Raw genomic sequence first — 20,330 nt, 5'->3', positions numbered from 1 at the left:
GCGTTGCCGCGCCCCTTAGCGGGACTTGCGGCTTCGTTTGTTGCCACCGCGCTGGCCTGCACGGCCCGCGGATGAACGACCGGAGGCCTTGCGGCTCTCCTCTACCGCCGAATCCACGGCCGATTGACGGGCCAGCGGATCATCGGAAATCACCAGATCGACAGCTTCAAGGCGTTTGACCTCGTCCCGCAAGCGGGCAGCTTCCTCGAATTCGAGGTTTTCGGCAGCCTTGCGCATCTGGTCGCGCAGCCCGTCAAGGACCGCTTCGAGGTTGGCACCGTGCATCGGCTTGTCGACCTTGGCGGTGATGCGGCTTTGGTCGGTATCACCGTTATAAAGACCGGCAAGGATGTCCTCGACGTTCTTTTTGACGGTCGCAGGCGTGATGCCGTGCTCTTCGTTATAGGCCATCTGGCGGGCGCGGCGGCGCTCGGTTTCCTTGAGCGCACGGTCCATCGAACCCGTGATCCGGTCGGCGTACATAATCACGCGGCCTTCGGCGTTACGCGCCGCGCGGCCGATAGTCTGCACCAGCGAGGTCTCGGAGCGCAGGAAGCCTTCTTTGTCCGCGTCGAGGATCGCGACCAATCCACATTCAGGAATATCGAGACCCTCGCGCAGAAGGTTGATGCCGATCAGTACGTCGAATGCCCCAAGGCGAAGGTCGCGCAGGATTTCAATCCGCTCGATCGTGTCGATATCGGAGTGCATGTAGCGGACCTTGATGCCCTGCTCGTGCATGTATTCGGTGAGGTCCTCGGCCATCCGCTTAGTCAGCGTGGTGACGAGCGTGCGGAAGCCTTCCGCCGAAACCTTGCGAACCTCGTCGAGCAGATCGTCGACCTGCATATCGACAGGGCGGATTTCCACCACGGGGTCCAAGAGGCCCGTCGGACGGATGATCTGTTCGGTGAACACGCCGCCGGTCTGCTCCAGCTCCCACGGGGCGGGCGTTGCGGAGACGAACACCGACTGCGGGCGCATGGCGTCCCATTCCTCGAATTTGAGCGGGCGGTTATCCATGCACGACGGCAGGCGGAAACCGTGTTCGGCCAGCGTGAATTTACGACGGTAGTCGCCTTTGTACATTGCGCCGATCTGCGGGACAGACACGTGGGATTCGTCAGCGAAAACAATGGCGTTGTCGGGGATGAATTCGAACAGCGTGGGCGGCGGCTCACCCGGAGCGCGGCCCGTCAGATAGCGCGAATAGTTCTCGATGCCGTTGCAGACGCCGGTCGCCTCCAGCATCTCAAGGTCGAAGTTCGTGCGCTGCTCAAGACGCTGCGCTTCGAGCAGTTTGCCCTCGTCCACGAGTTGCTTCAGACGGACCTGCAGCTCTTCCTTGATGCCTTTGATCGCCTGATTCATCGTCGGGCGCGGCGTGACGTAGTGGCTGTTCGCGTAAATACGGATTTTGTCGAAACTATCGGTGCGCTCGCCCGTCAGCGGGTCGAATTCGTTGATCGCCTCCAGCTCCTCGCCAAAGAACGAAAGTCGCCACGCGCGGTCCTCAAGGTGGGCAGGCCAGATCTCCAAGCTATCGCCACGCACACGGAAACAGCCGCGCTGGAAGGCAGCATCATTGCGACGGTACTGCTGCGCCACGAGGTCGGCCATCACCTGACGCTGATCGTAAATTTTCCCGACGTGCAGATCCTGCGACATGGCCGAATAGGTTTCGACCGAACCGATACCGTAGATGCACGACACAGACGCCACGATAATCACGTCATCACGTTCGAGCAGCGAACGGGTGGCCGAGTGGCGCATCCGGTCAATCTGTTCGTTAATCTGCGATTCCTTTTCGATGTAGGTATCGCTACGCGGCACGTAGGCTTCGGGCTGGTAGTAGTCGTAGTACGACACGAAATATTCGACCGAGTTATCGGGGAAAAACCCTTTGAACTCGCCATAGAGCTGGGCCGCAAGCGTCTTATTCGGCGCGAGGATAATCGCGGGGCGCTGCGTTTCCTCGATAACCTTGGCCATCGTAAACGTCTTACCCGTACCCGTGGCACCCAGAAGAACCTGATCGCGGTCGCCGTCCAGCACCCCGCCCGACAGTTCCTTGATCGCCGTCGGCTGGTCACCGGCGGGCGCAAAGTCTGTCTTCATCACGAACTTCTTGCCGCCTTCCAGCTTCTCGCGCTGCTGCGGAGAGCGGTGCATCATCGGCATATCGTCGGGACGGTTGTTGTGCATCGGGGAGGCTCCTTTGTCGTCCTAATAATGTGCGCTATTTGTTCTTGTTCAAGGGCCGTTCGGACATATGCCTTTGTTCAGGCACGCAAACAGCGTTCCTAGCTTGAACAATCGTCCGTTTTTCGGGATAAGGGGCCCACCTAGAAGGAGACTTCCGATGCGCGCACGAATCTACCGTCCGGCCAAGACCGCCATGTCTTCGGGCACTGCCAAAACCAAACGCTGGATTCTGGAATACGCCGCATCGTCCGCACGTGAAGTCGACCCGCTGATGGGCTGGACTTCCTCGACCGACACCCAGAGCCAGGTGAAGATGTATTTCGACACCAAAGAAGCCGCTCTGGAATACGCGGCCGAGAAGAAGCTCGACGTTGTTGTTCAGGAACCCCATGGCCGCAAAGCCAACATCCGCACCGGCGGCTACGGCGAAAACTTCGCGACTTCGCGCCGTCAGGTCTGGACGCACTGATATTCAAGCCGGGCCTCGCCCGACCGTCCGAAAGGCGCCCATCGGGCGCCTTTTCTGTTTCTGGAATCGCCTCAGAACCTCAGGGTCGCATCAACGGCCCGCTGCCATGCGCCGTATTTCTCGGCACGAGTATCTTCGTCCATTTCGGGCATGAAGCTGCGATCCAGCGCCCAATGCGCGGCGAATTCCGCTTGGCCCGGATAGATGCCCGCCCGTTGTCCCGCCAGCCACGCCGCGCCCAGCGCCGTGGTTTCCAGCACTTTGGGACGGTCCACCTGCGCGCCGATGATGTCCGACAGGAACTGCATCGCATAGTCCGAGGCGCTCATCCCGCCATCAACGCGGAGCATGGCATCGCTGACCTCGCCGATATCGGCATGCATCGCGGCGAGCAGATCGCGGGTCTGGTAGCCGACACTCTCAAGGGCCGCGCGAGCGAACTCCTCGGGGCCGGAATTGCGGGTGAGGCCAAAGACAGCGCCGCGACATTCCGCGTTCCAATAGGGTGCGCCAAGGCCCGTGAACGCGGGAACGAGGACGACATTCTGCATGGGGTCGGCGCGTTCTGCGAGCGGTTGGGTCTCGGACGCGTTGCGGATGATCTTCAGCCCGTCGCGCAGCCATTGCACCACCGCGCCCGCGATAAAGATCGACCCTTCGAGCGCGTATGTCGGCTTTCCGTCCAGCTGGTAAGCAATCGTCGTCAGCAGGCGGTTTTGCGAACGGACGGGCGTATCGCCCGTGTTGATCAGCGCGAAACATCCGGTGCCGTAGGTGGACTTCATCATGCCGGGTTCAAAGCACGCCTGCCCGATGGTCGCGGCCTGTTGGTCGCCAGCGATGCCGAGGATCGGAATTGGGCGGCCAAAGAGGTCGGCACGCGTCTCACCGAAATCGGCGGCGCAGTCGCGCACTTCGGGCAGCATCGACATCGGGATGTTCAGGCGGTCACAGATTGTCTTGGACCAACGCCCCTTACGAATGTCGTAGAGCATCGTCCGCGCGGCATTCGTCGCGTCCGTCACATGCACCGCGCCGCCGGTGAGGTTCCACACCAGCCAAGTGTCGACGGTGCCGAAAACCAGCCGGCCAGCCTCGGCGCGGGCACGGGCGCCTTCGACATTGTCGAGGATCCAAGCCAGTTTGGTCGCGCTGAAATAGGGGTCGAGCAGAAGGCCGGTCCGGTCGGTGATGACCTCCTCGAAAACTTCGCTCTTGAGCGTCTTGCACATTTCGGACGTGCGGCGGTCCTGCCAGACGATGGCTTTGTAGACTGGCGCGCCGGTCTTGCGATCCCAGACAAGCGTCGTTTCGCGCTGGTTGGTAATGCCGATGGCAGCGATCTCTGCCCCGCCGGACTTTTCAATCGCAGAGCGGCAAGTTGCGGCGGTGCTAGCCCAGAGGTCTGCGGGATCGTGCTCGACCCAACCGCTATCGGGGAAATACTGCTGGAATTCTTCCTGAGCCGAGGCAACGGCCTTCATCGCGCTATCGAAAACAATGGCTCGCGTGGATGTCGTGCCCTGATCGATGGCCAGAATATGCGTCATTGCCGCCCCTCCTCGGTAATGTCTGATGTTGCGCCAATGGGGCACAGAAAACAGATGGAATTCAAGGTGGCACGGGGAGCGGCCAGCATATTGGCCTACTGCGCAGCATAGTTTACCCCTAAAGATGTCTTATCCTGCAGGAGTGGAAAATGGCTCTGTCTGAAGTTGTGACTTTCGCATTCGTTGCCAGCCTGCTGGTCATGTCACCCGGCCCGAACGGGGTGCTGATCGCCAAGACGGTGCCGACCTCGGGACGTGCGGCGGGATTTGCGAATGTCGCCGGTTTCGTGACGGGTTTCTACATCCATGGCGCGATGGCGATCTTCGGCCTTTCCATGGTTCTGGTGCAGTCGGCCACCGCATTTGCCGCCGTGAAATACATCGGCGCGGCTTATCTGTGCTGGGTCGGCATCAAGGCGCTGATCGCCGCATGGCAAGGTGTGAACGTCGCTTCGGTCAAACCCGCAGAGCGCAAACGCACCTTGCGCAAAGCCTACATCGAGGGCCTTTTGACGAACGCGCTGAACCCCAAAGTGTCGATGTTCTACCTCGCGGCCTTTCCTCAGTTCATCCATATCGGAGAGACGACACCCCTCGCCTCTTTCACGCTGGTGTTCATCCATTCGATGATCAACGCGGTCTGGTTCACTGCGATGGTGCTGCTAATGTCCCGTCTCACAAAAGCTGCGCAAAACGGGACATTCCAGCGCTGGCTCAAGGGCGTGACAGGCGCGGTGTTTATCGGTTTCGGCGCGAAACTGGCGCTTTACAAACCGTCGCTTTAGTCCTCGCGGGCGAGCACCCCAGCGCGGAGGCGATAGGCCGACGGGGCGACGCGCGCGCGGAATTTGGGGTCGTGGCTGATGAGCAGCATGGCCTGCGGGAGACCGGAGAGGATTTCGACCAGCCGCTCCTCGTTTTCTTCATCAAGCGCGTTTGTCGGCTCGTCGAGCAGCAGCACTTCCGGCTCCATCACAAGAACGGTTGCCAATGTTACCAGACGCTTTTCACCACCCGAAAGACGGTGCGTGATGCGGTCACGTAGGTGGGTGAGCGCGAGCTTGGCGAGGATGTCATCGACAAGCGCAAGCGCCTCATCGCGCGATTTACCGAGGTTCAGCGGACCGAAGGCAATGTCTTCGGCCACGGTCGGACTAAAGAGCTGGTCGTCGGGGTCCTGAAACACGAAGCCGACACGGCGGCGGACATCGTGGAAATCGGCCTCTTGGTCACGCGTTTGGCCAAAGACTGACACCTGCCCCGCGTCGGGCTTCAGCAAACCCACCATCATTTTTAGCAACGTCGATTTGCCCGCGCCGTTCGGGCCAAGGATCGACAGGCGCTCACCGGCTTCAAGCGACAGCGACGCACCGTTCAGGATCGGGTCGTGGCCGGGATAGGCGAACTTGATATCGCTCAGTTCAAGCAATGGCATGTCTCAGCTCCACGGCGATGAGGGAGAGGATCGCCAAACCTGTCAGTGCGACAAATGTCCAGTCGCGTTTTTTCATTTTGAATTGCTCGAGCAGTACGAACCGACCCGTGAAACCGCGGCACTTCATGGCGCCGAGGATGCGTTCGGACCTCTCAAGCGCGCGGACGAGCATGATACCGACGAGGTAACCGAAGCTACGGTACGTATGCCAGTTCGTGCCCGGACGAAAGCCGCGCACCTTCATCGCGGCGCGTAGGCGCATGTATTCTTCGCGCAGCACCTCGATATAGCGGATGGTGAACATCATCAGCTGCACGAGCCGTTCAGGCACGCGCAGCGCATGGAGGGCATGGCCCATGGCGACAGGCTCCATTGAGCCGACAAGGCACATCAGCCCGAGGATCGCAGCGTTCGCAGTGAGCGCGATTTCGATGGCCTGCCAGAGACCTTCGTAGCTGGCGACGAAGCCCCAGACGGTAAAGATCGGCGTGCCGGGAACTGAGAACGGCAAGATCAGCAGCGTGAAAATAATGAAGCTGTCCATGCCGATCATACGCTTCAGCGTGTGCTTGGTCGGCAGACCGGACAGCGGCAGGAGGCAGAACGCGAACGCAAGAGCGAGGCCCAGCGCAGCGAAGTCCGAAAGGCTCACTACGACGATAGCGTAGACGGCTGCGACCACGATCCGCATACGCGGGTCGAGCGCAGCCAGCGAGCCGCGCGACAAAAGGCTGTCGCTCGTACTCTTCTCACTACCGGCGGCCAAAAGGGGTTGCGACATCGGTCAGGCGGCCAATTTGCGGCGGGCCGCGAAGTAGAAGCCGACCCCGAAGAGACCGACGATATAGCCCAGACCGCCCAGAATGGTCTGGAGGTTGTTGTGCTCTTTATAGGCAGTGATCTCGCGGCGGAGCGGACGGATTTCGTCGCGCACGATCTCTGCAATTGCGAGCTTTTCCTCCAGCGTCAGCGCGGCAACGGTCACGCCGCCCGCACCATCGGAGACCACTGGTGCAGCCTCGCGCAGCGCTTCTTCTTCGGCGGCGATGCCGAGAATTTCGCCAACTTCGGCAGCAGGCATTTCGACCTCACCGACGTGGCCCGCGCCAAGGTCGGCGCGGAAAACGTGGGTGATGGCTTCGCTCGGCTGATAGACAAAGAAACCGTCCGCGTCGGTGGTCGCTTCGCCCAGCTTTTCGCCATTCTGATCGAAGACCTCGACCAGTTGATCGACGGCCATGTCGCCATTGGAAAAACCCAGCTCGCCTTCGATCATGTCGCCGGACGGGAACACGCCAAAGATGACCTTGTGCGCAAGCGCAGGCAGCGGGGCCAGCGCAATCGCGGCGGCCAGTAGATATGCCCGCATCGGATTACGCACCGCTCACGGCAAGGAACAGATCGGGCCGCACCTTGCGCACGAGGTACACCGCAGCGCCGGTCAGCAGGCCTTCGACGACCATGATCGGGATGTGGGCCCAGAAGACGGCGTAGGCGGCGGGGATGAACTCCTCACCCGAAAGCGCGAGCGACAGGCCGACCATGATGGTAGTGAGGGCGATAGAGAAGGCGCCAGCGAAACCTGCCCAGATCGAAGCCATGTTGGGCGTGCTGCTTTCGATCAGCTGACGGAACAGCAAGCCCGTCAGAACCGCAGGGCCAGCGATGTTGATCGCGTTGACGCCGAGCACGGTGATCCCGCCAAAGCCGAAGAACACGGCTTGCAAAAGCAGACCCACGAACAGTGCAGGGAACGCCGCCCAGCCGAGGATCAGACCTGCGAGGCCGTTGAGGATCAGGTGAACAGAGGACACGCCGATCGGCACGTGAATGAGCGAGGCGACAAAGAACGAGGCGGACAGCACCCCTGCGGCGGGGATGCGTTCCAGTGTCAGTTTATTCAGGCCGATGCCGATACCGGCGACGGTCAGGGCCGCTCCGCCGAAAAGAACTGGGGTCGTGAGGGCACCATCAAGGATATGCATTCTCTTTACTCCATCTCGTAGGCGTGGACCCAGATCACTGCGTCCTGGCTGAGTTCTTTGCCGTCGAATTCGGTCGTCTTGCCTGCGCCCAGCGCGGCAAAGCCCCACCAGCCGGCGCGCGGCACGCCGAAGGTGAAGTAACCGTTGGCATCACTGATCGCGACGACCGCTCCGCCTGGCATCGTGGTGACGCTCGGTGTAGTGGTGGACGACTGCGCCATGTCCGGCACGGCGGCCACGTATTCGACTTCGATCTCGACGCCTGCAACAGGCTCGCCATCAGCGAGGACACGGCCCGAGAAGGTGGAGCCGACGATCATATTGTAGGGTTTGTTAAGCGGCTGGATCTCTGCGGGGAGGTCCAGAACCTCGCTCCAATCGGTCGGCAGGCCGTTGCGGTTCAGCATGACCTTGGTGAACTGCTGGATGTATTTGTCTTCGGTGTCTTCGTAGTAGGGCTGCGGCACCGTCACGACGACATAGTCACCCGAACGCTTCACGGGCACGCTGGCCTGATAGGATTGGCCGGCATTCTGCGAACCCTCGAAGCTCGTTTGCTTTAGAGTGTCCATCAGGTCGGTCTTTTCACCGCTGTGAATGACGTAGAATTCTTCGGGCTCCGCCAGATCCATGACAAAGCCGTTTTCGAACGGATGCCAGAAGATGAGCTGCATCGGCACATCGCCGGGACGCTCGATCTGGGTCTGGTCGGTGTAGGGAAGTAAAAAGTGTGCCGACGCGGTCTGCGCCAGACATGTTGCTGCAAAAGATGCCAGCAAGAGTTTCTTCAATGTGTCGTCCTCCAAATGACGCGCAAGGCAAAGCCAAGCGTTATGAAGGGACTGACGGGGATACAGGCGCGAAACGGTTTTTTGCCACTCCGGGCCAGACGCTCACCCCGGCGTCCGGTCAGAAGGTCCGGTCAAGGACCATGTGGCGGCAGGTCTCCTGGCTCGCGGGTCGTCGCGTTGTCCGGCCTTCCCGGGAAATCCCAGTGGCATCGTCGGACACGCTCACCGCTCACAGTTGCGGGGGCAGCTACGGTCTCGGTCCCTGTTGGGTACGCCTCACCGTATTCCCTTTTGCTTCCACCCCATCGTAGTCGGATGCGGCAGAACCGGTCACATCAACTGTGTTCGCTTTATTCGGGTGCCCTGTCAATGGTCGAACACGACGCAGGGCGCGTCGCTCGCGTCAGTGATGAATTTTCTATCTGTTTGTCATAGGGTTTTGCCTCGGCTAGGTTCCGCGCGACCCGCGCAGGCCTAGTCCCTGCCTATCCGAATTGCACTGGCGCCTATTTCCATGACCATCCAATACCTCGTGACCCACTCCGGCGGCTTCCACGCCGACGAGCTTCTGTCCTCCGTGATTCTTACCCGCCTCTACCCCGAGGCCAAGATCGTCCGGAGCCGCGACCCCGAGTGGATCATCCCGGGCGAAGGAAAGATCATCTATGACGTGGGCCGTGACTACGTCGCCGATGCGATGATTTTCGACCACCACCAACGCCCTTCGCCGCTGCGCGAAGATGAACAGCCGTACAGTTCCTTCGGTCTGGTCTGGAAGCACTTCGGCGAGGAATACCTGCGCGCCTCTGGCGTGCCTGAGGATGATATCGAGACGATCTGGAAGTCCTTCGACAAAGGCTTCGTTCTACCGATCGACCTGATGGACAACGGCGTGGTGAACCCCTCGATCGCAGGTCCGCATTTTTCCAGCCTCACCCTGCCCGTCCTTCTGGAAAGCCTGAAGCCCGTTTTCGACAACCGCACCCCGGGCGCCGACGACGAAGCCTTTGCAGAGGCGCTGATCGTCGCCCGCGCTTTCGTTGAAGCGTCGATCAAGAACAAAGCCGCCAAGCGCCGCGCCGAATCCATTGTGATGAAAGCCATCGAGGACGCCGGCGAAGGCCGCGTGCTCGAATTGCCGATGGGTATGCCGTTCCGCCCCGCAGTCGAGCGCGCTGGCGCCGATCACTTGCTCTTCGTCATCGCGCCGCGTGACACCGACTGGTCCCTGTCGGGCATCCGCGTTGGCGGAGACACCTTCGAGCAGCGCGCCGACCTTCCCGCAGCATGGGCGGGCCTGACCGATGAAGCGCTGGAGGAGGCTTCTGGCGTCAAAGGCGCGAAGTTCTGCCACAACGCCCTGTTCCTCGCCATCGCCGACAGCCGCGAGGCGATCCTCGAAATGGCCAATCGCGCTGTCGCTGCAGCAGAGGCGAACTGACGGGCTTTGAGGCAAGGCATTTCCCTTGCCTCCCCCAATGACCACGGGTATTCCCCGAACTCGGGCGGCTCGCCGCCCGTTGCGGCCCCTTAGCTCAATTGGATAGAGCAGCGGACTTCTAATCCGCAGGTTGAGGGTTCGATTCCTTCAGGGGTCGCCACTTATCACGGAACATCTGGCTCAAACGCACTGGACCAGAGCGCGAAGAGTTGGCGCCTTTGGCCCTGATCCATCGCGATCAGGAGCGTCGGAGACAGCGCAATCGGGCGGCGGGCGCTGACGGGCATTCCGGTTTCTTCGGGCGCGTGCGCCATGCGTAGGCCGACATCCGCGAGCATTTGCTGTGCCTCTTCGTCCAGCAGAAAATCCAGTAGGCGCTCAGCGATCTGCGGCTGGCGGGCATTGTTGGGAATCATGAAACCGCGCGAGAGGATCAGCGTGTAATCCTCGGGCGTGATGATGCCGACGTTCGGGCGCTCGTTGCTGGCGGCATAAGAGCCGAGGACGTTGTAGGCGATCTGGAAACGGCCCGACGCGACGCCGTCAATGATCTCCGCCGAACAGCAGGTCGCGACGGCTCCAACGCGGGAGAAGCCTTCGAGCATCGCGCCGAAGGTGGACGCCTCCAGACTGTCGCTGTGGGCGAACAGAAACCCGAGGCCGGATTCGGTGATGTCATAGGTCGCAATCCGGCCCCGCAGGTCGGAAGGCCGTGTCCGCATAAGGTCAAGCAGGGCAAAGCGGGTGCGCGGGACGTCGGCACCTTTGATCTGATCGCGATTGTAGACGATGACCGCGGGTTCTTGTGTGATGCCCCAAAGCTCGTTCCGCCAGCGGCGTGTGTCAGGCAGCGCGGTGGTCAGCGCCGATGTGTATGGCCGCGCACAAGACGCATTCACCAGCCAGACCATCTGCTGCACGGCGGAGGAAAACACCACGTCGGCGGGGTCATCGCCACCTTCGCAAGCGGTGCGGCTATTTTCGAACAGCGCGTTTGATCCCCACTGTTCAAAATTGACCGTGATGCCCGGGTTCAATTCTGCAAAGAGCGCGATCACTGGGCCAAGGATGTCGATATCGGTAGTCGAGCGGAGACGGAAAATCTGGGGGCCGGAGCCGAAAGTCTGCGTCGCCTCCTGCGCCTGAAGCGTGAAAGGAAAGATGAGGAGAAACGCGAGAATGAGCCTCATACGGATGGACCTTTCGTGCGGGCAGGAAGGACGAGCGAGATCCGGAAGCCCTCCTCGTTCTTGCGCATATCGACACGACCATCGAAGGCCGACGCCACGCTGGCGACAATGGACAACCCGAGACCGATGCTTTCTTCGCGGCTGTTGACCGAGCGAGCGAAGCGCTGACCGAGCCGGTCGATGATCGCGTCATCCGGCCCGGCGCCTGTGTCCTGCACCCAGATCGAAGCTTCATTGCCGATATGGTCGACACCGATCAGCACAGGCGCCTTTCCGTATTTCAAAGCGTTCGACAGCAGGTTTTTCGCGGCCTCGCCGACCGAGAATTCGTCGGTGGAGACGGGGACGGGATCCTCTCCGATAATCAGGCGGACCTCTTTGTCGGGGGCGAGCAGATCGTGGTCGCGACGCTCAATGATATCGAGGGCGACTTCGCGCAGATCGAATTCCACGCGGGGAGCCGCCTCGGTGCGATGAATGACCAAAGCGCGGGAGAGAAGCTGATCAAGCAGCGTGCCCAGTGAACGTGTGCGGAGCAAGAGACGCTCCATCGCGCGATCGCGGGCGGTCTGGTCCTGCTCTTCCAACGTGGTTTCGGCCAGCACGCGAATGGCGGCAACGGGCGTCCTAAGCTGGTGAGCCGTGTCGGAAATCACGTTCCGCATCGCATCGAACTGATTGTCGAGGCGCCCCATGAAGCGGTTCATCGCATCGAGCATGACCTTCGGCTCGCGCGGCATTCCTTCGGTCGACATCGGCGTCAGGTCATAGGGGTCGCGGTGGGTCAGGTCGTCGGACACAGCTTCAAGCGGGCGCATGGCAGAGCGAATGGCGAACCATGCGAAGACAAGCAGAGCCGCCCCTGCAAGAGCCATCGGCCAGAGCGCGTCGATCATCAGGTTGAGCGCCATATCGCGGCGGGCACGTAGGGTCTGGCCGACGATGACCGTGATCTCGCCCGAAAAATCGCGCTCGGCAAAAATGCGGGGGAGGACGACGAAGCGCGCCTCCTCGCCCTGCAATGCGTCGTTGATAAAAACGGGCTGGGTGTTGGTGCGCGGCGCATCCAGCAGGACGTCCCCGCCAAGGCCAGTGATCGCCGTGCCGCCCGGGCCGCGAACGGAGTAGTAGATGCGATCGTCGGGGGCCTGTGCCAGCAGCTCAAAAGCGGAGACGGGAAGGTCAACGATGGGCCATCCGTCCTGAATGCGGATGGATTCGGCGATGTCACTAGCTGCGCCGACAAGAACGCGATCGAATGCCGTCCGCGCCGCCTGCTGACCGTTGTAGAACGTCGCTCCCGCGACGAGCAGACCGCCGGCCAAAAGGATAAAGAATACCGCAGCCGTCAGACGGGTGACGAGGCTGCGCGGGCGGCTATTCCTGCTCATCTAGCCCGATCCGGTAGCCGACGCCGCGCTGGGTAAAGATCGACACACCGCTCCCCGCGAGCTTTTTGCGGAGGCGGGCGGTGTAGAGCTCGATCGCGTTCACACCGACATCGGCGTCCTCGAAACTGAACAGCGAGTCGTAGAGGCGCGTCTTCGACATGATCTGATTGGGATGACGCATCAGGACGCCAAGCAGCGCCGCCTCTCGCCGTGTCAAATCCAGACGCTTATCGCCAAGCGTCGCCGTCAGGTTCGCGGGCGAAAATGACAGCGGGCCGAGTTGCAGATCCCCACCCTTTTGATCGGCATCACGACGAACGAGCGCACGCAGGCGCGCCTCCAGTTCGCGTTGATCGAAAGGTTTGACCAGATAATCGTCCGCGCCTAGGTCCAAGGCACCGACCCTGTCATCGACGGAGACCAAAGCTGTCAGCATCAGAACCGGCGTCCGGTCCCCTGCCCCGCGCATCTCGTTCAGCAACGCAAGGCCGGAGCCGTCGGGCAAATTGATGTCCAGCACCGTGGCGTCGTAGCTCTGCACTGCGCGGAAATCGCGGGCGGACTCCAGTGTAGGGGCAAGATCGCAAGCAATCCCGATACGCGCGAAATGGGCGGCCACGCCTTCGGCAAGGTCAGTGGTGTCTTCCACCAGAAGAACCCTCATTCGCACTATCCTCCGCCGATTATCCCACGTCATGACCGTTTGACAGGTTCATGACAGGTTCATCCCCTATTGAAGTCTAACCCGTGCGGAGGGGGGCCGCAATCTGCGGTCATTTCCACGGGTTTCCCGACCAAAGCCCATCAGAGGTAAGGTCGTCGATAGGAGGAAAAACATGAAATTCACTGCAACCCGCACCTTCGTTGCGGCAGCTATCCTTGGCATGTCGGCATTCGCCGCTTCGGCTCAGGATTTCAGCCCCGAAAACCCCGAATGTATCGCTCCGGCTAACCCGGGCGGCGGCTGGGACTTCACCTGCCGTCAGGTTGGCAAGTCGCTGCAGGACCTCGGTCTGATCGACTCGACCATGCAGGTCGTGAACCTCGCTGGTGGTGGCGGTGGCGTTGCTTACGCCGAAGTCGTGAACAAGCGTAACGACGACAACGACCTGATCGTTGCTGCATCGTCGGCGACCGCGACCCGTCTGGCTCAGGGTGCATACCCGGGCAACACCATGGAGCAGGTTCGCTGGCTCGCTTCGATCGGCGCTGACTACGGTGTGATCGCCGTTGCTGCCGACAGCGAAATCGAAACTCTTCCGCAGCTGCTCGACGCTATCAAAAACGACCCGACCTCGACTTCGGTTGCTGGCGGTTCGGCTGTTGGCGGCTGGGACCACCTGAAGGTTCTCATCGCTGCAAACGCATACGGCATCGATGATGTCCGTTCGGTCAAGTACATCGCATTCGATGGCGGCGGCGAAGCTGTGACCCAGCTGCTCGCTGGTTCGGTTCAGGCTTTCACCGGTGACATCTCGGAAGCAAAAGGCTTCGTAGACTCGGGCGACATCAAAGTCCTCGCAGTTCTCTCGCCTGAGCGTCTGGACGGCGAGTTCGCTGACTTCCCGACCGCAAAAGAGCAAGGCGTTGACGCCATCGGCGCAAACTGGCGCGGCTTCTATGCACCGGGCGGCATGTCGGACGAAGCATACGATGCTTGGGTTTCGGCCATCGGTGACCTCTACGCTTCGGACGAATGGAAAGAGATCATGGCCAACAACGGTCTGGCTCCGCTCGACCTGCAGGGCGACGAATTCCAGTCCTTCGTTTCGGACTCGGTTGCCCAGATCCAGCAGATCTCCAAAGAAATCGGCATCATCAACTAATTGCTGAATTCTCCGGCCGGACATAGCGCTGGCCGGAGACCTCCCGGCGCGCCTCTCGGGGCGCGCTTTTTCATAACATTCTGTTGTCGAAGGAGTGGATCATGAGTGATCGCATCTTCGGCCTGTTCGGACTTCTTCTTTCGATCGGTTTCGCCTTTGCGGCATTCCAGATCGAGGAGAGCTTCCTCTCCGATATCGTCGGTCCGAAGGCCTTCCCACTGATTATCGCAACCATCCTCGGCATATCGTCGCTGGTGATCGCGCTGCGCCCTGACCCCGAACCGACATGGCCGAGCCTGCTCCGCTTCGTCGAAATCGTTGCGGCAGCCGTCGTGATGATCATTTACGCCGAAGCCCTGCCCGAGATCGGCTTCGTCGTCGCAACCGCATTCGCCGCTGCCTACATGTCGTGGCGTCTCGGCTCCAAGCCGCTCGAAGCGATCCTTGTCGGCGTCGGCACTTCGGTCGGCATCTACGTCATCTTCCATCTCGCGCTGGGCCTGTCGCTCGCTCGTGGACCGTGGGGTTTCTGATATGGATACTTTCGCATCACTCGCGGACGGTTTCGCCATCGCTCTGACGTGGCAGAACCTTGCGCTGGCCCTTCTGGGCTGTTTCCTCGGCACGATCATGGGCGCCCTTCCGGGTCTTGGCCCGTCAAACGGCGTCGCCATCCTAATCCCGCTGGCTTTCACGCTCGGCCTTGGCGCAACGCCTTCGCTGATCCTGCTGACCTCGGTCTACTACGGCGCGATGTACGGGGGCCGTATTTCGTCGATCCTGCTCAACATTCCAGGTGACGAGCCTGCGATGATGACATGTCTCGACGGGCACCCGATGGCACTCAAAGGCCAACCGGGCGAGGCGCTGTCCCTTTCGGGTATCGCGTCCTTTGTCGGCGCATTCTTCGCAACGTGGGGTCTGATCCTGCTGGCACCGCAGCTGGTCAAGATCGCCCTGCTGTTCGGACCGGCTGAATACTTCGCCCTGTTCACCCTCGCGTTCATGACGCTGGGCGGCGTGTCTTCGACCAACCAAGCTAAGTCGGCCTTCGCCGCTGCGCTCGGCCTTGGCCTTGCGACTATCGGCGTCGACACCCAGACCGGCGTTCCGCGCTTCACCTTCGGCGAAGTGCACCTCTATGACGGTCTCGACTTCCTCGTGGCGATCGTGGGCCTCTTCGCGCTTTCCGAAGTGTTCATCTTCCTTGAAAACCGTCACGGCGGTTCGGATGCCGACGCCACGAAGATCAAGATCGGCAAGCTCTACCCGCCGATGTCGATGATCAAGCAGACCACTCCGACCATGCTCCGCACGTCGGTGCTCGGCTTCCTCGCTGGCGTTCTGCCGGGTGCAGGTGCCTCGCTGGGTTCGTTTATCTCCTACTCGATGGAGAAGCGTCTGGTCGACAAAGAGGGCACCTTCGGCAAAGGCGACCCGCGCGGCGTCGCTGCACCGGAAGCCGGTAACAACGCTGCTGCTGGTGGCGCGCTGGTTCCGATGCTGGCACTCGGCGTTCCGGGTTCGGGTACGACCGCTGTTCTGCTCGCCGTCCTGCTGTCGCTCAACATCACGCCTGGTCCGCTGCTGTTCACCCAGAACCCTGACGTGGTCTGGGGCCTAATAGCAGCGCTGTTCATCGCCAACTTCATGCTGCTGGCACTGAACATCCCGATGGTCGGCATCTTTACCCGCGTTCTGATGATCCCGTCGCGCGTCCTGATGCCCATCGTGGCTATGGTCAGCTTCGTCGGTATCTACGGCATCTCGGGTTCGAGCTTCGACCTGCTGGTCATGATCGGCTTCGGCGTCATGGGCTGGGTGCTGCGCAAGCTGGACGTTCCGCTTGTACCGGTCATCCTCGGCACGCTGCTCGGCAACTCGATGGAGAACAACCTCCGCCGCGCGATCAGCATCGACAATGGCGATTGGTTCACCCTGATCGACACCCCGCTCGCGCTGACCCTCTGGGCCATTGGCATCATCGGCTTCATCATCCCGCTGTTCATCGGCGGCAAGGTGAAGAAGCAGATGCACGAGAAGCGCGACGAAGAAGGTTCGATTTCGGACTAAAAGAAAAGGCCCTCCGCGATCATCTCGCGGAGGGCCTCTTACTTAGCCCAGCAGCGATGCGATGGGCTGATATGGATGAGGCGTCTCGGACGCGAACTCCGGCATCATAAAGACCGTCATTCCGGCCGCGACACCCGCCGCCAATCCGGTCGCACTATCTTCGATCACAGCACATTTCGGCGGCTCGACACCGCAGAGGTACGCCGCGCGCAGATAGGGTTCGGCATCCGGCTTACCCTTGATCACGTCATTGCGGCTGATGGTTTTCAGCTGCGGACGCAGTAGGCCAACGCGTTCGAGGTTGTATTCGACGATGAGACGGTCCGAGTTGGACACGACCATCTGCTGCACGCCCATCTCATCAAGCTTTTCCCAGATCGGGAAAGCGACCTCATGCGGCTTCACCATTTCTGGCTTTGCGGCGTAGGCATCAAAGCGGGCCTGCGCCCATTCGACGAGGTCCAACTCCAACCCGAGGTCGCGGCACAGATACTCGTGCACGTCCTTTTCGGTCATCCCGAGCGTCCGATCGTGGAAGTCATCGGGGATCGTCAGGCCCAGCGCGCCCATTGCGTCGACAAAAGACCGCAGGTGGTTCGGCTCGCTGTCTACCAGCGTCCCGTCCATATCCCAGAAAACCGCATCGAACCGGAAATTATTGCTCATACACCTATCCACCCGGCGTTGCGGGCTGTCCCATATATTTTTTTTGGACATAGGTCATGACAGACGCGATTGCGACCTGAGAAATACCCCAAAAAGCATTTAACTTTCGGTCGTTGTCATTCCGTACTCATCAAGCTCTTCGGGCAGCAGTACGTAAATCTCGTCCGGCGGGGTCGAGAGCGACAACTCCATGATCCGCAAGTCGATGCCCATATCGCTCAGATACCCGACCACAGCGGCTTGCCCGCGCTGGATATCCTCGACCGCGATGAATGCGGGAAGGGCGACGTTTTCGTCGAAATAGTGCTGGTGGACGCCGACGAGCGCATCCTCATCGACGGTGCGCGTTACGCCCCCGGCGAGGACATACGGACAGGCAGAGAAACAGATATCTCCGCTTTCCATCACCGTATCGGCTTCGATATCTCGGATCGTGCGGCCAATCGCGAGCGCGTCCATAACAGAGCCACCAGGTGAATGGAGGCGGATCGTTTGCGGCGCATCGCGCCCTTCGAGCCATTCGTCGAACCGATCGGCATCACCGCCGGCGATGGTGCCGGTGAGCAGAACGGCATCGCCCGTTTCCTCGAACCGTAGGCGCGACGGCATGTTCCCCGGCGACGGGATATCCGTCACGCGGTCGGGATTGCCGGGGCGGGCAGGAATGTCTGCGGGCCGAAAGCGCCGCGTTTGATCGCCGGGACTAACGGGATTGTCGAGCGAGGGCTGGTTCGACGGCGCGATGAGCGACGGCAGCGCCCTCATCAGATCGCCGCCAGCCAGCACAATCGCCATCCCGATCTGAAAAGCGAGGATGGCGAGGATAGCGCGTCGAACGGTGTTCGGTTTCCCGCTCAATCGGTCACACTCGGTTTGGGCGCGTCGGTTGGCGTAACCACATCGCGCGGCGGAGTGCGCAGTTCGACAGCCGTTTCGACCTCGCGGATCGCATGAAGCGCGGCGCGGAGTTCAGCCAGCGTGAGTGTGTCTTCGGGCGGCAGATCACCCCGCCCAGCGCGAATGGCCGATTGGGTGACCATCAGGATCAGCACGAGCACGGCAGGCAGCAGGTCGATGGCAATCGCACCGGCCCAAGACGGCATGAAGTTGCGGGCATAGAGGATCACCGCGTCTGCCGCAGAAACAGGTGTGTAGATCACCTCTGGCGGCGCGGGGCGAGCGAGCACTTCCTCTGCCGCCTGCGACAGAGACGCCGCGCGAAGCTGGAGGACTTCGAGCACCGACGTAATCGTCTGTTGCTGAGCCGCCTGCCCGTCCGTCGTGCGGCTATCCAGCTCAGGCAATACCACAGATTCGGACAGGTCAGCGGCTGCTCGTTCAACCAGCGGCGCGACCGAGAACTGGCGGAGCTGCGCAACGAGACCGGCGAGGCGCACGGCTTCCTCGCTGAACGCAACGGAGCGGGACTCAACAGGCCCCTGCTCTACCGTCAGTGCGCGCATACGCGAAAGCGTGGCGTTGCCTTCGTCAAAAGCAGCCTCGATGAACGGCGCTTGCTGGGCGATCTGTTCTTCAAGCGCGGACAGCTCGGCAGCCTTCTGGGTCAGCACACGGAAGACAGCGCCGCGACCTGCAAGGCCGGAAAGGTTGCCGTCCGCTTCCTGAGCGGACAGATCCTCGAAGCTCTGACGCACGCGGGCGACGTCGCGCTCCAACGCCTGCGCAGTGATTGCGGTGTCGTGGGCCTGCTCCAGCGCGACCTGATAGTCCTGCACGGTTTCCGCCAAATGCTGTTCAACCGCGGCCGCACCTGCAAGCGCCGCCGCATTCAGCCATGATGACATCGCAATGATGGCGCCGCAGCCCAGTACCATTGCGCCGGTCAGTTTGATCTTAGAGGCTGTTGTCCTCATCGCTGGCAAAAGCCGCATCAGATAGGACCAGAAGACGAAGATGCCGACCGACACGGCGATGGAATAGGCCGCAGCGGCAAAAAACGAAAACGCTCCCGTGTCATCCAGCAAGCCAGAGACGCCGAGGTAGGTGTAGATGCCCGAAGCGGTCGAGAGAACCGCCAGCGCGGCACCGGAAAAAGTATCGAGCCAAGCAAGATGTCCTTCGAGTTCCCTTGCATGTCGCAGGCCATGGCCGTTGTCGCCCTGAGGCGCATAGCGGTCTGTCATCCGGTGCCGTCTCCTATGAGGTTTCGCCATTAAAGTGTTGCTGCAAGCACGGCAGATCAAGCGCGCGGCGGCGATGAAAGGAAAATCTACGGTGATGTGAACGGCTTAGCGGCCGAGGAAAGTCAGGAGCTTCCGCTCCGCTACGCGCAGTTCGGCCATTTCAGGCGCAGTGATACCCGACAGCATTTTGTGGCGATCAGGCACCTCTGCAAGGTCAAGCACATCAGGATGGATGTAGGATTTACGACTGATAGTCGGCGTGTTGCTGAGAACCTCGGCAGAGGCTTCGGCCATCGCCTTGATCGTCAAGCGTTCGCCTTCGTCTGTGGCAAGCGCGGTTTCAAATGCGGCGAGCGTTCCGCCCCATGTACGAAATGTCTTTGCGGTGACATTCTGCCCAGTGATGTCTGACAGGTAGGTGTTCACATCGTGCGAGCTGAGGCTGCGTGACTGACCGCCTTCGTCGATCCACGAAAACAGCTGCTTGCCGGGCAGGTCGCCGATCTGCTGCATGATCTTGTGAAGACGCTTGTCGCGCAGGCTCTTCTGCACCCGTTTGCCGCCTTTCGCGCGGTACTTCAGTTTCACCACTCCATCCCCCAGCGACAGATGCCGCGAAAGCAACGTCGTAGCGCCGAATGATCGGTTCGTGGCGGTGTAAGCAGGATTGCCTATCCGCAAATGCCCGCGATCCAGCAGGAGAACCAGCGCGGCGAGACTAAAGGCCATGTCCCCCGCGTCCTCTTGCAAATCGCGCCGCACACGGCGACGGATAGACGGCAACGCCTCACCGAAAGCGATCAGTTGGGAAAACTTGGTTTCGGACTGCGCCGACGACCAGAGCGGGTGATAGCGGTACTGCTTGCGGCCCGACACGTCGATGCCCGTGGCCTGAAGATGCCCGTTGTCGAGCATACAGATCCACACGTTTTCATAAGCGGGCGGGATACCGAGGCCTCGTATACGCTCGAGCGCAATCTCGTCCGGCTTTTTGCCGTCAGGGTCACGGTAACTGAACCCTTTGCCCGCGCGGCGACGCAGGAAACCCGGTTCGCGGTCGGACGTATGTACCAACCCGCAAGATAGCACCTGACCGTCCGGCATAGGCCTCCTCCACTCGATAACGTGGAAAGGAAACATTTTAAGATATGTTTGGGTTCCCGA

General features: G+C 60.9%; 20 protein-coding genes, 1 tRNA gene and 1 riboswitch. Of the genes, 7 read left to right on the top strand and 14 right to left on the bottom strand.

What is annotated here, in order from left to right; all coding sequences use genetic code 11:
- Positions 1–15 precede the first annotated feature (15 nt).
- A complete protein-coding gene (uvrB, locus tag IF204_RS15675) occupies positions 16–2,205 on the bottom strand; it encodes an excinuclease ABC subunit UvrB (protein WP_194097967.1) in 2,190 nt (729 codons plus the stop codon).
- Between the two features lie 157 nt (positions 2,206–2,362).
- Between uvrB and IF204_RS15670 the strand changes: the two genes are divergently transcribed.
- Positions 2,363–2,674, top strand: a complete 312-nt coding sequence (locus tag IF204_RS15670; protein ID WP_167637121.1) for an ETC complex I subunit — start codon at positions 2,363–2,365, stop codon at positions 2,672–2,674.
- A 71-nt stretch (positions 2,675–2,745) separates the two neighbouring features.
- Here IF204_RS15670 and glpK read toward each other — a convergent pair whose 3' ends face one another.
- Positions 2,746–4,224 carry a glycerol kinase GlpK gene (gene glpK, locus IF204_RS15665; protein WP_194097966.1) on the bottom strand — a complete coding sequence of 493 codons (1,479 nt, stop codon included), beginning with the start codon at positions 4,222–4,224 and terminating at the stop codon, positions 2,746–2,748.
- A gap of 149 nt (positions 4,225–4,373) precedes the next feature.
- Here glpK and IF204_RS15660 point away from each other — a divergent pair, with 149 nt between their 5' ends.
- A complete protein-coding gene (locus IF204_RS15660; RefSeq protein WP_194097965.1) occupies positions 4,374–5,009 on the top strand; it encodes a LysE family translocator in 636 nt (211 codons plus the stop codon).
- Here IF204_RS15660 and IF204_RS15655 read toward each other — a convergent pair.
- Genes IF204_RS15655 through IF204_RS15635 form a run of 5 tightly spaced genes read right to left on the bottom strand, consistent with a single transcriptional unit; the run spans position 5,006 to position 8,435 of the window.
- Positions 5,006–5,659 carry an energy-coupling factor ABC transporter ATP-binding protein gene (locus IF204_RS15655; RefSeq protein ID WP_194097964.1) on the bottom strand — a complete coding sequence of 218 codons (654 nt, stop codon included), beginning with the start codon at positions 5,657–5,659 and terminating at the stop codon, positions 5,006–5,008. The two genes, IF204_RS15660 and IF204_RS15655, sit on opposite strands and share 4 nt — an antisense overlap.
- Positions 5,646–6,440 carry a cobalt ECF transporter T component CbiQ gene (gene cbiQ, locus IF204_RS15650; protein WP_194097963.1) on the bottom strand — a complete coding sequence of 265 codons (795 nt, stop codon included), beginning with the start codon at positions 6,438–6,440 and terminating at the stop codon, positions 5,646–5,648. The genes IF204_RS15655 and cbiQ overlap by 14 nt, the downstream gene beginning before the upstream one ends.
- Positions 6,441–6,443: 3 nt before the next feature.
- A complete protein-coding gene (locus IF204_RS15645; protein WP_194097962.1) occupies positions 6,444–7,028 on the bottom strand; it encodes a cobalt ABC transporter permease in 585 nt (194 codons plus the stop codon).
- Between the two features lie 4 nt (positions 7,029–7,032).
- Complete coding sequence (cbiM, locus tag IF204_RS15640) at positions 7,033–7,644, bottom strand: cobalt transporter CbiM (protein ID WP_194097961.1); 612 nt, start codon at positions 7,642–7,644, stop codon at positions 7,033–7,035.
- Positions 7,645–7,649: 5 nt separating this feature from the next.
- Entirely contained in the window at positions 7,650–8,435 is a 786-nt protein-coding gene (locus IF204_RS15635) for a DUF4198 domain-containing protein (RefSeq protein WP_194097960.1), read from the bottom strand.
- 130 nt (positions 8,436–8,565) lie between these two features.
- Positions 8,566–8,782: riboswitch (cobalamin riboswitch) on the bottom strand.
- A 167-nt stretch (positions 8,783–8,949) separates the two neighbouring features.
- Between IF204_RS15635 and IF204_RS15630 the strand changes: the two genes are divergently transcribed.
- Together IF204_RS15630 and IF204_RS15625 are read left to right on the top strand one after the other, a co-directional pair.
- Positions 8,950–9,876, top strand: a complete 927-nt coding sequence (locus IF204_RS15630) for an MYG1 family protein (RefSeq protein WP_194097959.1) — start codon at positions 8,950–8,952, stop codon at positions 9,874–9,876.
- Between the two features lie 83 nt (positions 9,877–9,959).
- Positions 9,960–10,036: transfer RNA gene (locus tag IF204_RS15625), tRNA-Arg, on the top strand.
- Between the two features lie 4 nt (positions 10,037–10,040).
- Here IF204_RS15625 and IF204_RS15620 read toward each other — a convergent pair.
- The 3 genes from IF204_RS15620 to IF204_RS15610 are packed head-to-tail and all read right to left on the bottom strand — an operon-like array spanning position 10,041 to position 13,121.
- Positions 10,041–11,066 (bottom strand): ABC transporter substrate-binding protein, encoded by a 1,026-nt coding sequence (locus tag IF204_RS15620; protein WP_194097958.1) that lies wholly within the window; start codon positions 11,064–11,066, stop codon positions 10,041–10,043.
- Positions 11,063–12,457 (bottom strand): sensor histidine kinase, encoded by a 1,395-nt coding sequence (locus tag IF204_RS15615; protein ID WP_194097957.1) that lies wholly within the window; start codon positions 12,455–12,457, stop codon positions 11,063–11,065. The genes IF204_RS15620 and IF204_RS15615 overlap by 4 nt, the downstream gene beginning before the upstream one ends.
- Entirely contained in the window at positions 12,444–13,121 is a 678-nt protein-coding gene (locus IF204_RS15610; RefSeq protein WP_167637021.1) for a response regulator transcription factor, read from the bottom strand. The genes IF204_RS15615 and IF204_RS15610 overlap by 14 nt, the downstream gene beginning before the upstream one ends.
- A 172-nt stretch (positions 13,122–13,293) precedes the next feature.
- Here IF204_RS15610 and IF204_RS15605 point away from each other — a divergent pair, with 172 nt between their 5' ends.
- The 3 genes from IF204_RS15605 to IF204_RS15595 all read left to right on the top strand — a co-directional run bounded on the left by IF204_RS15605 (position 13,294) and on the right by IF204_RS15595 (position 16,356).
- Positions 13,294–14,283 carry a Bug family tripartite tricarboxylate transporter substrate binding protein gene (locus tag IF204_RS15605; RefSeq protein WP_194097956.1) on the top strand — a complete coding sequence of 330 codons (990 nt, stop codon included), beginning with the start codon at positions 13,294–13,296 and terminating at the stop codon, positions 14,281–14,283.
- A 101-nt stretch (positions 14,284–14,384) separates the two neighbouring features.
- On the top strand, positions 14,385–14,816 hold the full coding sequence (locus tag IF204_RS15600) for a tripartite tricarboxylate transporter TctB family protein (RefSeq protein ID WP_194097955.1): 432 nt from the start codon (positions 14,385–14,387) through the stop codon (positions 14,814–14,816).
- Between the two features lies 1 nt (position 14,817).
- Positions 14,818–16,356 carry a tripartite tricarboxylate transporter permease gene (locus IF204_RS15595; protein WP_167637014.1) on the top strand — a complete coding sequence of 513 codons (1,539 nt, stop codon included), beginning with the start codon at positions 14,818–14,820 and terminating at the stop codon, positions 16,354–16,356.
- Between the two features lie 42 nt (positions 16,357–16,398).
- Here the strand turns inward: IF204_RS15595 and IF204_RS15590 are convergent, their stop codons facing one another.
- The 4 genes from IF204_RS15590 to IF204_RS15575 form a co-directional block, all read right to left on the bottom strand.
- On the bottom strand, positions 16,399–17,022 hold the full coding sequence (locus tag IF204_RS15590; RefSeq protein ID WP_194097954.1) for an HAD family hydrolase: 624 nt from the start codon (positions 17,020–17,022) through the stop codon (positions 16,399–16,401).
- A 99-nt stretch (positions 17,023–17,121) separates the two neighbouring features.
- The gene (locus IF204_RS15585) at positions 17,122–17,880 is read right to left on the bottom strand and encodes a COG3904 family protein (RefSeq protein WP_194097953.1); all 759 of its coding nucleotides are present in this window, start codon (positions 17,878–17,880) and stop codon (positions 17,122–17,124) included.
- Positions 17,877–19,166, bottom strand: a complete 1,290-nt coding sequence (locus IF204_RS15580; protein ID WP_194097952.1) for a hypothetical protein — start codon at positions 19,164–19,166, stop codon at positions 17,877–17,879. The genes IF204_RS15585 and IF204_RS15580 overlap by 4 nt, the downstream gene beginning before the upstream one ends.
- A gap of 105 nt (positions 19,167–19,271) precedes the next feature.
- On the bottom strand, positions 19,272–20,270 hold the full coding sequence (locus IF204_RS15575) for a DNA topoisomerase IB (RefSeq protein ID WP_194097951.1): 999 nt from the start codon (positions 20,268–20,270) through the stop codon (positions 19,272–19,274).
- Positions 20,271–20,330 lie beyond the last annotated feature (60 nt).

The organism is Marivivens aquimaris (genome assembly GCF_015220045.1).
In the GTDB taxonomy this organism is placed as follows: Bacteria; Pseudomonadota; Alphaproteobacteria; order Rhodobacterales; family Rhodobacteraceae; genus Marivivens; species Marivivens aquimaris.
The sequence above is the reverse complement of the archived record's forward strand: the minus strand, read 5'-3'. Positions and strand labels throughout refer to the sequence as shown.

What these genes read in the sequence shown, in the direction of transcription:
- IF204_RS15580 (WP_194097952.1), bottom strand. Translation starts at nt 19,166, where the DNA reads ATGACAGACCGCTATGCGCCTCAGGGCGACAACGGCCATGGCCTGCGA.
- IF204_RS15630 (WP_194097959.1), top strand. Translation starts at nt 8,950, where the DNA reads ATGACCATCCAATACCTCGTGACCCACTCCGGCGGCTTCCACGCCGAC.
- IF204_RS15660 (WP_194097965.1), top strand. Translation starts at nt 4,374, where the DNA reads ATGGCTCTGTCTGAAGTTGTGACTTTCGCATTCGTTGCCAGCCTGCTG.
- uvrB (WP_194097967.1), bottom strand. Translation starts at nt 2,205, where the DNA reads ATGCACAACAACCGTCCCGACGATATGCCGATGATGCACCGCTCTCCG.
- IF204_RS15615 (WP_194097957.1), bottom strand. Translation starts at nt 12,457, where the DNA reads ATGAGCAGGAATAGCCGCCCGCGCAGCCTCGTCACCCGTCTGACGGCT.
- IF204_RS15595 (WP_167637014.1), top strand. Translation starts at nt 14,818, where the DNA reads ATGGATACTTTCGCATCACTCGCGGACGGTTTCGCCATCGCTCTGACG.
- IF204_RS15610 (WP_167637021.1), bottom strand. Translation starts at nt 13,121, where the DNA reads ATGAGGGTTCTTCTGGTGGAAGACACCACTGACCTTGCCGAAGGCGTG.
- IF204_RS15620 (WP_194097958.1), bottom strand. Translation starts at nt 11,066, where the DNA reads ATGAGGCTCATTCTCGCGTTTCTCCTCATCTTTCCTTTCACGCTTCAG.
- IF204_RS15605 (WP_194097956.1), top strand. Translation starts at nt 13,294, where the DNA reads ATGAAATTCACTGCAACCCGCACCTTCGTTGCGGCAGCTATCCTTGGC.
- IF204_RS15655 (WP_194097964.1), bottom strand. Translation starts at nt 5,659, where the DNA reads ATGCCATTGCTTGAACTGAGCGATATCAAGTTCGCCTATCCCGGCCAC.
- IF204_RS15600 (WP_194097955.1), top strand. Translation starts at nt 14,385, where the DNA reads ATGAGTGATCGCATCTTCGGCCTGTTCGGACTTCTTCTTTCGATCGGT.
- cbiQ (WP_194097963.1), bottom strand. Translation starts at nt 6,440, where the DNA reads ATGTCGCAACCCCTTTTGGCCGCCGGTAGTGAGAAGAGTACGAGCGAC.
- IF204_RS15575 (WP_194097951.1), bottom strand. Translation starts at nt 20,270, where the DNA reads ATGCCGGACGGTCAGGTGCTATCTTGCGGGTTGGTACATACGTCCGAC.
- IF204_RS15670 (WP_167637121.1), top strand. Translation starts at nt 2,363, where the DNA reads ATGCGCGCACGAATCTACCGTCCGGCCAAGACCGCCATGTCTTCGGGC.
- IF204_RS15590 (WP_194097954.1), bottom strand. Translation starts at nt 17,022, where the DNA reads ATGAGCAATAATTTCCGGTTCGATGCGGTTTTCTGGGATATGGACGGG.
- IF204_RS15645 (WP_194097962.1), bottom strand. Translation starts at nt 7,028, where the DNA reads ATGCGGGCATATCTACTGGCCGCCGCGATTGCGCTGGCCCCGCTGCCT.
- cbiM (WP_194097961.1), bottom strand. Translation starts at nt 7,644, where the DNA reads ATGCATATCCTTGATGGTGCCCTCACGACCCCAGTTCTTTTCGGCGGA.
- glpK (WP_194097966.1), bottom strand. Translation starts at nt 4,224, where the DNA reads ATGACGCATATTCTGGCCATCGATCAGGGCACGACATCCACGCGAGCC.